13 protein-coding genes are annotated in these 12881 nt (G+C 74.3%); 4 read left to right on the forward strand and 9 right to left on the reverse strand.

Translation table 11 applies throughout. The features are described from left to right. Positions 1-5: 5 nt before the first annotated feature. Entirely contained in the window at positions 6-551 is a 546-nt protein-coding gene (locus FBY23_RS15795) for an NUDIX domain-containing protein (protein ID WP_141799015.1), read from the reverse strand. A gap of 38 nt (positions 552-589) precedes the next feature. Here FBY23_RS15795 and FBY23_RS15800 point away from each other — a divergent pair, with 38 nt between their 5' ends. The 3 genes from FBY23_RS15800 to FBY23_RS15810 are packed head-to-tail and all read left to right on the forward strand — an operon-like array spanning position 590 to position 2693. After that, positions 590-1318, forward strand: a complete 729-nt coding sequence (locus FBY23_RS15800) for an AAA family ATPase (RefSeq protein WP_260806011.1) — start codon at positions 590-592, stop codon at positions 1316-1318. 32 nt (positions 1319-1350) lie between these two features. Further along, positions 1351-1869, forward strand: coding sequence for a SigE family RNA polymerase sigma factor (locus tag FBY23_RS15805; RefSeq protein ID WP_260806012.1), 519 nt, complete (start codon positions 1351-1353; stop codon positions 1867-1869). After that, complete coding sequence (locus tag FBY23_RS15810; protein WP_141799016.1) at positions 1866-2693, forward strand: hypothetical protein; 828 nt, start codon at positions 1866-1868, stop codon at positions 2691-2693. The genes FBY23_RS15805 and FBY23_RS15810 overlap by 4 nt, the downstream gene beginning before the upstream one ends. A 3-nt stretch (positions 2694-2696) precedes the next feature. Here the strand turns inward: FBY23_RS15810 and FBY23_RS15815 are convergent, their stop codons facing one another. Beyond that, a complete protein-coding gene (locus FBY23_RS15815) occupies positions 2697-3836 on the reverse strand; it encodes an MFS transporter (protein WP_141799017.1) in 1140 nt (379 codons plus the stop codon). A gap of 70 nt (positions 3837-3906) precedes the next feature. Between FBY23_RS15815 and FBY23_RS15820 the strand changes: the two genes are divergently transcribed. Next, the gene (locus FBY23_RS15820; protein ID WP_141799018.1) at positions 3907-4284 is read left to right on the forward strand and encodes a MerR family transcriptional regulator; all 378 of its coding nucleotides are present in this window, start codon (positions 3907-3909) and stop codon (positions 4282-4284) included. On the opposite strand, the gene FBY23_RS15825 is transcribed toward FBY23_RS15820, so the two are convergent. The 7 genes from FBY23_RS15825 to coaBC form a co-directional block, all read right to left on the reverse strand. Beyond that, entirely contained in the window at positions 4250-5266 is a 1017-nt protein-coding gene (locus FBY23_RS15825) for an LLM class flavin-dependent oxidoreductase (protein WP_141799019.1), read from the reverse strand. The two genes, FBY23_RS15820 and FBY23_RS15825, sit on opposite strands and share 35 nt — an antisense overlap. A 40-nt stretch (positions 5267-5306) precedes the next feature. After that, entirely contained in the window at positions 5307-6641 is a 1335-nt protein-coding gene (locus FBY23_RS15830) for an RsmB/NOP family class I SAM-dependent RNA methyltransferase (RefSeq protein WP_141799020.1), read from the reverse strand. Next, positions 6634-7560, reverse strand: coding sequence for a methionyl-tRNA formyltransferase (gene fmt / locus FBY23_RS15835; RefSeq protein ID WP_141799021.1), 927 nt, complete (start codon positions 7558-7560; stop codon positions 6634-6636). The genes FBY23_RS15830 and fmt overlap by 8 nt, the downstream gene beginning before the upstream one ends. Continuing rightward, positions 7557-8102, reverse strand: a complete 546-nt coding sequence (def, locus tag FBY23_RS15840) for a peptide deformylase (protein WP_141799022.1) — start codon at positions 8100-8102, stop codon at positions 7557-7559. The genes fmt and def overlap by 4 nt, the downstream gene beginning before the upstream one ends. 31 nt (positions 8103-8133) lie before the next feature. Next, a complete protein-coding gene (locus FBY23_RS15845) occupies positions 8134-10179 on the reverse strand; it encodes a primosomal protein N' (RefSeq protein WP_141799023.1) in 2046 nt (681 codons plus the stop codon). A 183-nt stretch (positions 10180-10362) separates the two neighbouring features. Further along, a complete protein-coding gene (gene metK, locus FBY23_RS15850; protein WP_141799024.1) occupies positions 10363-11562 on the reverse strand; it encodes a methionine adenosyltransferase in 1200 nt (399 codons plus the stop codon). 79 nt (positions 11563-11641) lie between these two features. Continuing rightward, on the reverse strand, positions 11642-12877 hold the full coding sequence (gene coaBC, locus FBY23_RS15855) for a bifunctional phosphopantothenoylcysteine decarboxylase/phosphopantothenate--cysteine ligase CoaBC (RefSeq protein WP_141799025.1): 1236 nt from the start codon (positions 12875-12877) through the stop codon (positions 11642-11644). Positions 12878-12881: the final 4 nt, after the last annotated feature.

The following is a 12881-nucleotide window of genomic DNA, read 5'->3' on the forward strand; positions in this document are numbered from 1 at the left end:
ACCGGTCAGCCGACGCGGCCGAGCGCGACCAGCGCGAGCAGCAGGCAGGCGAGGCTCTCGCCGTCGACGATCTCGCCGCGCCCGACCCGGGCCAGCAGGTCGGCCAGCGGCACCCGGTGCACGGCGCGGATGCCGTCCTCGAGCATGGCGTCGTCGCCGACGTACGTCAGGCCGCGGGCGAGATAGACCACCTCCGGCGCGTGGGCGACGCCGATGAGCGCGTTCATCCGTCCGATCTCCCGCCATTCCGCCGCCGCCAGGCCGGTCTCCTCGCGCAGCTCGCGCTGGGCCGCGACGAGCGGGTCCTGCCCGTCGGCACCGCCGGCCGGCAGCTCGAGCGAGGCCCGCTCGCCCGTCGTGTAGCGGTCGACCTCGACGAGCACGACCTCGTCGTCCTCGGTCAGCGGTACGACGAACACGGCCGGCTGGCGCAGCTCGACGACCCCGTAGATCCCCTCGCTGCCGTCCGGGCGGACCACCTCGTCCTCGCGGACCCGGATCCACGGGTTCTCGTAGGCGATCCGGGTGGTCCGACGCTGCCAGGGCTGCATCCCGTCAACCTAGCCAAGATGGCCGTAGCGTTGGGCGCGTGGACTTCGACCAGCCGCCCGTGGTCCGGGTCAGTGCCGACGACCGGCTCGACCCGCAGGAGTGGCCGATGACCGTCCCGGCCGTGGCGCAGGTCGTGCGCGAGGGCCTCGACCTGGCGAAGGGGGTCACCTTCCTGGTCGGCGAGAACGGCTCGGGGAAGTCCACGCTGGTCGAGGCGGTCGCCGTGGCGTTCGGGCTCTCGCCGGAGGGCGGCACCAACCAGGGCCGGCACACGACACGAGAGTCGGAGTCGCCGCTGCACCGGGCGCTGCGGATCCAGCGCGGGCTGGGCGCCGCGCGGTGGGGGTTCTTCCTGCGCGCGGAGACCATGCACGGCTGGTACACCTTCGTCGAGCAGCACCAGAACCCGTGGGCCAGGCAGCCGGACTCGAGCTACCACGAGATGAGCCACGGCGAGTCCTTCCTCGAGGTGCTGCGCACCCGCTTCGACTCCCCCGGGTTCTACTGCCTCGACGAGCCCGAGGCCGCGCTGTCGTTCTCCTCCTCGCTCGGACTGATCTCGGTGCTCGACCGGGTGGTGGGCGAGGGCGGGCAGGTGCTGTGCGCGACGCACTCCCCCGTGCTGGCGGCGATGCCGGGCGCGACCATCCTCGAGATCGGAGAGTGGGGCGTGCGTCGTACGACGTGGGAGGAGCTGGAGCTGGTCCAGCATTGGCGCCGCTACCTCGACGACCCGCGGCGCTACCTGCGCCACGTCCTGGACTGACCTGTCACGCGACCCGGGGTCCGGAGCGTCAGGTGGGTGTGAAGGCAGACCGGCAGGCCGAGGAGTTCTCCGCCTTCGTGCGCGAGACCGGCACCCAGCTCCACCACGCGGCGATGCTGCTGACCGGAGACCACCACCTCGCCGAGGACCTGACCCAGGCGACGTACGCCAAGGTGTTCGTGCGCTGGGGTCGGGTGCGGACCGCGGAGAGCCCGGTCGCCTACGCCCGCACGATGCTGCTCAACACCTTCTTGTCGCACCGCCGGCTGCGCCGCAACGGGGAGCGGCCCGCTGACCTCACCGACGCCGATGTCGGCCCACCGGCGCCCGGGGTCGATCCGGCGCTCCGGGTCGACCTGCTGGCCGCCCTGGCCGGCCTCGCCCCGCTCGACCGCGCCGTCGTGGTCCTCCGCTACTGGGAGGACCGCAGCGTCGCCGACACCGCCGCCGACCTCGGGATCAGCGAGTCGGCGGTGCGCACCCGCGCCCGCCGCGCCCTGCTGCGGCTGCGCCCGCTGATCGACCCGATCTCCGAGAGGACCCATCCATGACCGACCTCGACCACCTCGATCCGCTCGATCCGCTCGATCCGCTCGTCGGCCCTGCCCTACGCGAGCGGCTGCGCGACGAGCGCCCCGACCTCGAGCACCTCGCCACGACCTCCCTCGCCTCCGGCCGGCGGCTGCGCCGGCGGCGTCGCCTCGCGGTGTCCGGCACGGTCGCCGGGGTGGCCGCGGTCGCCGCGGTCTCGGTGGCGGCGAACATCGTGACCGGCGACGGTACGGCGGCCCGTGACCGCTCGGTCGCAACGGCTCCGACCTCCGCCCCCGCCGCCGGGCTGCGGGCCGGGCAGGTGCTCGACCTGGGCGGCGGCCTCACCGCGACCATCCGCACCGATGCGGCCGGCCTCTACGAGCTGGGCTCCAGCACCCTGCCCGGTGGCGGCGAGGGCTTCGTCGCCGTCGTCTCCGGGCCCACCGCCCGGATCGACACGTGGTGGTCCGACGGGTTCGGCACCCTGCTGGAGGACTGGCCCGGCATCACCGTCGCCGTCTCCCTGGCCGACGCGGACGCCCTCGGGATGCTCGGCAAGGTCGACCAGGCGCCGGTCACCACCCCCGCCGGCTGGACCTGTGAGTGGTTCCTCAACGACGACAAGGCCGCCTGCACCTCCACCGACGGTGGCGTGGCGAGCCTCGTCATCCGCGACGCCGCCGAGCGGGACGCGTGGCTCTCCTCGCCCGACAAGGGCGACGACCCCGGCGTCTACACGACCGAGGCGCACGACGGGATCTTCATCAGCGTCCAGGGCGGCCAGGGCGCCACCGACGCCGAGATCACCGCGCTCGGCGAGGGCCTGGCCTGGGTGGACTGAGGCTCACCGAGTGGCCCGGGCGAGCCCGGCCGCGGCCACCAGGACCAGGGCCGCGGCCGGCAGCCCGAGCGCACCCACGCCGTACGCCGCGACGACGCCGGAGGCCAGCGCCGCACCGACCGCGATCCCGCCGTTGAACAGCACGGGGATCAGCGCGCCCGCTAGCGCCCGGTGTCCCGGGCCGGCCAACCGCAGCACCAGCGTCTGCGCGAACGGGGGCAGCGCGCCGGACGCCACGCCCCACAGCGCGACGAGAGGCAGACTGCCCGCGGCGCCGACCGCGAGCACCGCGACCGCGGTGAGCACGGTGGCCACGACCAGGCCGAGCGCGGTGCGCTCGACCCGCCCTGCCAGCACCACGCCGACGGCGGAGGCGAGGCCGAACACCAGCAGCGCGACGGCCGGCGGGCCGGCGAGGCGGGTGACGAAGGTGTACGCGCCGTAGTGACCCACCAGCGCCAGCGCGACGAGCACCGTCACGACGAGCATGGGGCGCAGCGCCCCGCCACGCTCGCCCGGTTCCGGGGTGGTCCCGGCGGCTGCGGCGGCCGGGACCACCCGGAGCACCAGCGCGGCCGCGACCAGGCTCGCGCCGGCCAGCACCACGAAGGAGGCGCGCCAGCCGGCCAGGTCGGCGATGACCCGGCCGATCGGCGTACCGAGCACCATGCCGAGGGTCGCCCCACCCAGGACCACGGACGTCGCCCGCCCGAGCAGCCGGTCGGGCACCAGGTCGGCGACGTGCGCGTTGACCGTCGACCACAGCAGCCCGACGGCGGCGGCGCCGAGCGTGCGGGCCACCAGCACGACGGCGTACGACGGCGCCAGGGCCGTCGCTGCGGCCGCCAGTGCGAATGCGACCAGGCTGCCGGCGATCACGTGCTGTCGGGGCAGGCCGCGGGTGAGGCGGACGAGCGGGATGCTGGCGACGACCACGACGGCGGCCCAGATGCTGACCAGGAGCCCCGCGGCGGACTCCGAGACGGCGAGGCCCCGGCTCATCGGGCCGAGGACCGCGGTCGGCAGCATCTCGCCGGTGACCATGACGAGGGTGGCACCGCCGAGGGTGAGCAGGACGGGCCATGGCAGGCGGTCGGTGCCGGTGTCCGTGCGGGTGGATGGGCTGGGGCTGGTGAGCGTCATGCCTTCGACGCTAGAGTTTCACACTGATGTCAATGTCAAGGTCCGGCGACGAGGATGTGAGGCAGCAGACATGAGGATCGGAGAGCTCGCCGAGCGAACCGGGGTCGCGACCCGGCTGATCCGCTACTACGAGCAGCAGGGCCTGCTCAGCGCGGACCGCCTCCCCAACGGCTACCGGACCTACTCCGAGGCCCACGTCGAGCGGATCGAGCGGGTCGCCGGCCTGGTCCAGGCCGGCGTCCCCACCCGTCTCGTCAAGGTCCTGCTCGAGGCCGAGGCCGCCTGCGCCCTCGAGCAGCCGACCTGCTCGGCCGAGGTCGCCTCCCTCCTCGCCGAGGAGCTGGTCGGCCTCGAGAAGCGGATCGCCTGCCTCAGCCGCAGCCGGGACACGATCCGCCAGTTCCTGGCGCAGGTCAGCGCCAGCCCAGCTCCGGCGCCACGTGCGTGAGGATCGACTCGAGCACATGGGCGTTGTAGTCGACGCCGAGCTGGTTGGGGACGGTCAACAGGAGTGTGTCGGCCTCGGCGATCGCCTCGTCCTCGCGCAGCTGCTCGACGAGACGGTCCGGCTCGGCTGCGTACGAGCGACCGAAGATCGCGCGCATGTTGTCGATCTGGCCGACCTGGTCGTCGTCAGGGCGGCCGCCGAAGTACGTCCGGTCCTCCTCGGACACCAGCGGGAAGATCGACCGGCTCACCGACACCCGCGGTGTGCCGGCGTGGCCGGCTGAGGCCCAGGCGTCGCGGAAGACGCGGATCTGGTCGGCCTGCTGGACGTGGAACGGCTGGCCGCTCTCGTCCTCCTTGAGTGTGGAGCTCATCAGGTTCATGCCGAGCTCGGCGGCCCAACGGGCGGTTCCGTTGGAGGCGGCGCCCCACCAGATCCGCTCGCGCAGGCCCTCGGAGTGCGGCTCGATGCGCAGCAGGCCCGGCGGGTTGGCGAACATCGGGCGCGGACTCGGCTGCGCGAACCCCTCACCCTTCAGCGCCTCCAGGAACACCTCGGTGTGCCGGCGCGCCATGTCGGCCTCGGTCTCGCCCTCGGCGGGCGCGTACCCGAAGTACCGCCAGCCGTCGACGACCTGCTCCGGTGACCCGCGCGAGATGCCGAGCTGCAGTCGCCCGCCCGAGATCAGGTCGGCGGCACTCGCGTCCTCGACCATGTACATCGGGTTCTCGTAGCGCATGTCGATGACACCGGTGCCGATCTCGATCCGGCTGGTGCGGGCGCCGATCGCGGCGAGCAACGGGAACGGGCTGGCGAGCTGGCGGGCGAAGTGGTGCACCCGGAAGTACGCGCCGTCCGCCCCCAGCTCCTCCGCCGCGACCGCGAGGTCGATGGACTGCAGCAGCGTGTCGGCGGCGGTCCGGGTCTGGGAGTGCGGGCTCGGCGTCCAGTGGCCGAACGAGAGGAACCCGATCTTCTTCATGACTGGTTGAACCGTCAACTTTCCCGGTTCATTCCGCGACTCAAGCCTTGCGCAGCAACGCGAGGAACATCGCGTCGGTGCCGTGCCGGTGCGGCCAGAGCTGCACCGTGCCGGGCAGCGGCCCCTCGGCGTCCGGTACGACCGGAAGGTGCGCACGCACGTCGTCGAGCCGGGCCTCCGGGTGGTCCGCGAGGGTGGCGGTGACGACGTCGGCCGTCTCGGCGATCACCGGCGAGCAGGTCGCGTACAGCAGCGCTCCCCCGGGCCGCAGCACCCGCACCGCCTCGGCCAGCAGCGCCCGCTGCAGTCCGGCCAGCTCGGTCACGTCGGCGGGTCGGCGCCGCCAGCGGGCCTCGGGCCGGCGGCGTAGGGCGCCCAGACCGGTGCAGGGCGCGTCGAGCAGGATCCGGTCGGCGCCCGCGTCGGCGAAGGGCGCGCGGGTGGCGTCGGCCTGGACCACGCCCGCGAGCCCGCCGCTGGAGGACGCGGCCCGGGCGACCAGCCGGGCGCGGTGGTGGTGCAGCTCCACACCGGTCAGCGCGGCGCCCTGCGCCGCGGCCAGCGCGGCCAGCAGGGACGCCTTGCCGCCGGGGCCGGCGCACAGGTCGACCCAGCGCTCGTCACGGCCCTCGACCGGTGCCGCCGCCAGGGCGAGCGCGACCAGCTGGGAGCCCTCGTCCTGCACGCCCGCGCGGCCCTCGGCCACCGCGGCGATCCCCGCCGGGTCGCCGCCGTCGAGCACGACGCCGTACGGCGAGTACGGGGTCGGCGTACCGGGCAGCTCCTCGCGCGTCGCCAGCCCCGGTCGCGCCACCAGCGTCACCCGGGGCGGGTCGTTGTCGGCGGCCAGCAGAGCGGGCAGCTCGTCGGCACGCTCGCCGAGCGCGCGGCGCAGCTCGTCGACCACCCAGGCAGGGTGGCTGTGCGCGACAGCCGGATCGTCAGGTGCGACGTCGGCCAGCCAGCCCTCGAGGTCGCGGGCGGCGACCTTGCGGAGCACCGCGTTGCTGAAGCCCGCGGCGCCCTGGTTGACCTGGTCGCGGACCAGGGTGACGGTCGTGTCGATCGCGGCGTGGGTGGGGACCCGCATCGCGAGCAGCTGGTGGGCACCGAGGCGCAGCGCGTCGAGCACCTTGGCCTCGACCTTGCGCAGCGGCCGGTCGATGCAGGCGGCCAGGACCGCGTCGTAGGTGCCCTGCCGGCGGATCGTCCCCGACGCGAGCTCGGTCGCGAACGCGGCGTCGCGGCCGCTCAGCCCGTGGCGGGCGAGGGCAGCCGGTAGCAGCAGGTTGGTGTAGCCGTCGTCGACCCGGACCGCCTTCAGCACCTCGAAGGCCGCCAGCCGGGCCGGGTCGACCGCCCGTCGCCTACTCAAAGGCCGCGGTCTCCGGGAGTCGTACGCCGCGGGCCCAGTCGGCCGCGCCCATCTGCCTCTTGCCGAACGCCTTGACCTCGGTGAGCCGGACCGGGTCGCTCGCCGTACCGACGAGGACCTCGTTCTTGCCCACCTGGATCGCACCCGGCGCGAGCGAGGGACCGTCGGTGACGATCTCGACCCGGCCGAGCTTGACCCGCTCGTCGTCGAGGGTGGTCCAGGCGCCGGGGCCGGGCGTGCAGGCGCGGATCCGCCGGTCGACGCCGACCGCGGGCTCCGTCCAGTCCACCCGGGCGTCGTCGACGCTGATCTTGGGCGCCAGGCTGATCCCGTCGGCCGGCTGCTCGCGGGCCTCGAGAGAGCCGTCGGCGATGCCGTCGAGGGTCGCGACGAGCAGGCTCGCGCCGCCCTCGGCGAGCCGGCCGAGCAGGTCGCCGGCGGTGTCGGTGGGCCGGATCCGCTCGGTCATCACGCCGAAGGTCGGACCGGCGTCGAGCGCCTCGACGATCCGGAAGGTGGTGGCGCCGGTGTACTCGTCGCCGCCCCAGATCGAGTGCTGCACCGGCGCCGCGCCGCGCCAGGCGGGCAGCACCGAGAAGTGCAGGTTGACCCAGCCGTGGACCGGGATGTCGAGCGCGGCGCGCGGGATGAGGGCGCCGTACGCCACCACCGGGCAGCAGTCGGGCTCCAGCGCCTTGAGGGCGTCCTGGAAGTCCGGGTCACGCGGGTGCGCCGGCTTGAGGACGGGTACGCCGAGCTCCTCGGCGCGCTGGGCCACGGGGCTCGGTGTGAGCTTGCGGCCGCGACCGGCGGGAGCATCGGGGCGGGTGACCACGCCGACCAGCTCGTGACCGGAGGCGGCGATCGCGTCGAGGGCCGGGACGGCGACCTCGGGGGTGCCGGCGAAGACCACCCTCATCGGCCGAAGCCTCCGGTTGCGTGCGGCGAGACCTTGACCGTCGGCTTGTCGAGGCCGAACCACTCGGACTCGCGGATCTCGCGCATCGCGGCCTTGCGGCCGGCCTCGTCGAGCCGGTCGATGAAGAGGATCCCGTCGAGGTGGTCGGTCTCGTGCTGGATCGCCCGCGCGAGCAGGTCGGAGCCCTCGATGGTGACGGGGTCGCCGTGCATGTTGAAGCCGCTCGCGACCACGGACAGAGCGCGCAGGCAGTCGTAGGTCAGCTCGGGCAGCGACAGGCAGCCCTCGGGGCCGTCCTGGGTCTCGTCGGAGAGCCGCAGGCTCGGGTTGACGAGGTGCCCGACCTCGCCGTCGACGTACCAGGTGAAGACCCGCAGGCCCACGCCGATCTGGGGCGCGGCCAGGCCGGCACCGGGGGCGTCCAGCATGGTGTCGGTCAGGTCGGTGACCAGCTGGCGCAGCTCGGCGTCGAAGTGGACGACCTCGATCGCGGGCTTGCGCAGGACGGGGTCGCCGAAGAGTCGGATGGGTCGGATCGCCACCGCGTCAGCCTAGTGGTCGGTCGTCCCGGACTCAGAGTTCCCACGGGTCCACCTGGATCCGCACCGGCTCCAGCTTGCGTGCCGAGCGCAGCCGCTGCGCCTCCCCCAGCGCCCGGGCCAGCGCGACTCCGTCGGCACGCGGCACCCGCAGCACCAGCCGCTCCACGTCGGCGTCGCGGGTCGGGACCGGGCCGAGCACCTCGGCGGCCGCGGGCAGCTCGAGCAGGGCCCGCAGGTCGTCGAGGGCGCCCGGTGGGCCGGTGACCGTCGCGATCCGCGCCGCCGGAGGGAGCCGGGCCTCGCGCCGCTCCTCGGCCTCGCGTACGGCGAATCCAGCGGCGTCCCAGCGCACCAGCGCTTGGAGCGCGGGGACCGCCGGGTCCCCCACCGCCAGCGCGCGACCGCCCGGACCGACCAGGCCGACCGCGTTGGACCAGCGCCGCAGGGCCTCCTCCGGCGCGCGCAGGCTGTCGCGGCCCAGCGCCCACCAGGTGTCGAGCAGCACCACGACGGCGTACCCACCCTCGGCGACCGGCTCCGCGCCCGGTGTCGCGACCACGATCCGCGGCTCGGGCCCGACCCTGGAGCGGATCTTGTCACCCGACGAGGACACCACGGCGACCTTGGGGAAGCTGCGGCCGAGCTCGTCGGCGGTCCGGGCGTCGCCCACGACCGGTGCCCGCAGCCCGGTCGCGCCGCACTCCGGGCAGGACCAGCCGGGCGCCTCGGTGGCGCACCAGCGACAGCGAGGTGGCGTGGTGGGGCCGGTGAGCTCGAGCGGTCCGGAGCAGGCCTTGCAGCGGGCCGGCGTGCGACAGCGCTCGCAGGCCAGCCGCAGCGCGTAGCCCGCTCGTGGCGTCTGCACCAGCACCGGGCCGCGCTCCAGCCCCCACCTCAGCGCGTCGTGGGCCTCCTTCGGCACCCGGGCCGCACCGGCCGTGGGGTCGCGGTCCAGCGCGACGTCGCTGGCGCCGCTGACGCCGATCAGGGCGCGCTCGCGGAGGGTCGCGCGCGGGAGCGCGATCTCGCGCGCCCAGCCGGTGTGGAGCAGGTGCTGGGCCTCGACCGTGCGGGAGAAGCCGCCGACCAGGGCGGCGGTGCGCTCCTGCTCGGCGCGGAGCAGCAGGACCTCCCGTACGTGGGGGTAGGGCGCCCGCGGCTCCGCGTGCAGGTCGTCGCCGTCGTCCCACACCACGACCAGGCCGAGGTCGCGGACCGGCGCGAAGGCTGCCGAGCGGGTGCCGACCACGATCCGCCGCCGGCCGCGGGCCACGGCGAGGAACTCGCGGTAGCGGGCGGCCGGGCCGGGGTCGGCGTGCAGGGCGACGTGGTGTCCTTCGCCGAGCAGCGTGGTGAGGGCGGCGTCGAGGCGGGCGACGTCGCGGTGGTCGGGCAGGCACACGATGCTCCCGCGCCCGGCCGCCAGCGCGGCGCCGGCGAGGTGCGCGAGCAGCACCGGCCAGTCCTCGCCCGGGCCGGCCGACCAGACGGCTCGCGGCGGGTGGCCCTCGCGCAGGTGGGCGAGGAAGGGAGCCGCCGCCGGGTACGCCGCCCAGGCGCGGTCGGCGGCCGCACCGTCGTAGGACAGCGCCGGTGAGGGCGCCGTCGGCTCCTTCTCGGTGGTGGCGTGCCGTGGGGGGACGGCGAGGCGGCGGACGTCGGCGCTGACGCCGGCGTACCGCTCCGCGACCTTCGCGCACAGCGCCGCCACCGCGGGGCTGAGCACCGGCTCGGGGCTGACCAGGCGCCGCAGCGGCGCCAGCCGGCCGTCGTGCTCGGAGGCGGCGGCCCGGGCGACGACGAAGCCGTCGACGTCCTGGCCGCCGAAGCGCACCTTGACCCGGCTCCCGGCCACCGCGCCGTCGGCCATCGCGGCCGGCACCGCGTAGTCGAAGGTGCGGTCGAGGTGGGCCAGCGGCAGGTCGAGCACCACCTGGGCGACCGGGTCGACCGAGGCGATCTCGGCCTCGGCGACCTTCCGCGCTCGCGTCGCCGCCGCCTTGGCCCGCCCCTCGGCCGCCCGGTCCCGGACGAGGCCGGGCAGCTCCAGCGCCGGCTCGTCGGGAGTGGGGGTCATGGCGGCAGTTCTACCAGCGGCCCCCGACCCATCGCCGACCCGGCACGAAGTGGCTCCCCAAACACGCCGACCCGGCAGAAAGTGGCTCGCAAAACGGACCGACCCGGCAGAAGGAGTCCTCGCGAGAGGACACTTTCTGCCGGGTCGACCGAAATCCCGGGACAGTTCGCGCCGGGTCGGCGATCAGATGCCCGCGGCGGCCTTCAGGGCCTCGGCGCGGTCGGTCCGCTCCCAGGTGAACTCGGGCAGCTCGCGACCGAAGTGGCCGTAGGCGGCCGTCTTGGCGTAGATCGGGCGGCGCAGGTCGAGGTCGCGCAGGATCGCGGCGGGACGCAGGTCGAACACCTCGAGGACCGCCTCCTGGATCTTCTCGTCCGGGACGACGCCGGTGCCGAAGGTCTCCACGAAGACGCCGACGGGCTTGGCGACACCGATCGCGTAGGCGACCTGGACCTCGGCACGGCGGGCCAGGCCCGCGGCGACGATGTTCTTGGCGACCCAGCGCATCGCGTAGGCGGCCGAGCGGTCGACCTTGGACGGGTCCTTGCCGGAGAACGCGCCGCCTCCGTGGCGGGCCATGCCGCCGTAGGTGTCGACGATGATCTTGCGACCGGTCAGGCCGGCGTCGCCCATCGGGCCACCGACGACGAACTTGCCGGTGGGGTTGATGTGCAGCTTGTAGCCGTCGAACGGGACGCTGGTCTTGAACTGCTCGAGTACGGGCTCGATGACCTTCGCCTTGATGTCGGCGGCGATCTGCTCCTGGCTGACGTCCTCGGCGTGCTGGGTCGACAGCACGACGGTGTCGACGCGGACCGCGCGGTCGTCCTCGTCGTACTCGATGGTGACCTGGGTCTTGCCGTCGGGGCGCAGGTAGGCCAGCGTGCCGTCCTTGCGGACCTCGGTGAGCTTCTCGGCCAGCGTCTGCGCGATCTTGATCGGCAGCGGGAAGAGCTCGGGGGTGTCGTCGCAGGCGTAGCCGAACATCAGCCCCTGGTCGCCCGCGCCCTGCTGGTCGAGCTCGTCGGACGAGCCGCCGAGGCGGACGTCCTCGGCGGTGTCGACGCCCTGCGCGATGTCGGGCGACTGCGCGCCGATCGCGACCTGGACGCCGCAGGAGTTGCCGTCGAAGCCCTTGTCGGAGGAGTCGTAGCCGATCTCGAGGACCTTCTCGCGCACCAGCTGGGCGACCGGGGCGTACGCCTCGGTGGTCACCTCGCCGGCGACGACGACCAGGCCGGTGGTCAGCAGCGTCTCGACAGCGACCCGGCTCTTCGGGTCGTGCTCGAGCAGGTAGTCGAGCACGGTGTCGCTGATCTGGTCGGCGATCTTGTCCGGGTGACCCTCGGTCACCGACTCCGACGTGAACAGACGTCCGGTCATGGTGGTGGGAACTCCTGGTTGGGGGGCTGATGGGCTGTGGTCCAACGATACGGACCGGCTGAGGTGATGCCGGGGAGTCTCAGGAAAGTCGCGAGACGACCTGGTCCCAGATCTGGTGGGCGAGCGCCGCCTTCGATCCGTGCGGTACGTCGACCGCGGAGCCGTCGGACCCGAGGATCACCGCTTCGTTGTCGGTGCTCCCGAAGACCGCTCCCCCGCTCACGTCGTTGACGACGAGCAGGTCGCAGCCCTTGCGGGCCAGCTTGGCGCGGGCCAGGTCGAGCACGCTGCCGGTGGCGTCGCCGGTCTCGGCGGCGAACCCGACGATCACGGCCTCCGGGCGGGCCCGGTGGGTCGAGATCTCCTTGAGGATGTCGGGATTCTGCTGCAGCGTGATCGACGGAGCCGATCCGTCGTCTGCCTTCTTGATCTTCACGTCCGACAGCACGGTCGGGCGGAAGTCGGCGGGCGCGGCGGCCATCACGACCGCGTCGGCGCCGGCGGTCGCGGTGAGGACGGCGTCGCGCAGCTCGGCGGTCGACTCGACCCGGACCACCTTCACGCCGGCGGGGTCGGGCAGGTCGACGTTGGCGGCGACCAGGGTGACCTCGGCGCCCCGCGCGGCGGCGGCGCGAGCCAGGGCGTAGCCCTGGCGGCCCGAGGACCGGTTGCCGAGGAAGCGCACCGGGTCGAGACGCTCGCGGGTGCCGCCGGCGGACACGACGACGTGGCGCCCGGCCAGGTCGAGGGCCGCCGCGGCGGTCGACGATCCGGCCTGCGAGCGGGCCAGCACGTCCCGGGCGACCTCGAAGATCTCCGCGGGCTCCGGCAGCCGGCCCTTGCCGGTGTCGGCGCCGGTGAGCCGGCCCTCGGCGGGCTCGATGACGAGCAGGCCGCGTGAGCGCAGGGTGGCGACGTTGGCCGTGGTCGCCGGGTGCTCCCACATCTCGGTGTGCATCGCCGGGGCGAGCACGACCGGGCACCGTGCGGTGAGCAGGGTGTTGGTGAGCAGGTCGTCGGCCAGCCCGTGGGCGGCCTTGGCCAGCAGGTCGGCCGTCGCCGGCGCGACCACGACCAGGTCCGCCGTCTGCCCGAGCCGGACGTGAGGCACCTCGTGGACGCCGTCCCAGACCTCGGCGGACACCGGCTTGCCCGACAGCGCGGCCCAGGTGGGCGCGCCGACGAACTCCAGTGCCGCCGCGGTCGGTACGACGGTCACGTCGTGGCCGGACTCGGTGAACCGGCGCAGCAGCTCACACGCCTTGTAGGCGGCGATGCCGCCCGAGACGCCGAGCACCACCCGGGGCCGGGACACGGGG

Origin of the sequence: Nocardioides sp. SLBN-35, assembly GCF_006715725.1 — a bacterium.
Taxonomy (GTDB): Bacteria; Actinomycetota; Actinomycetes; order Propionibacteriales; family Nocardioidaceae; genus Nocardioides.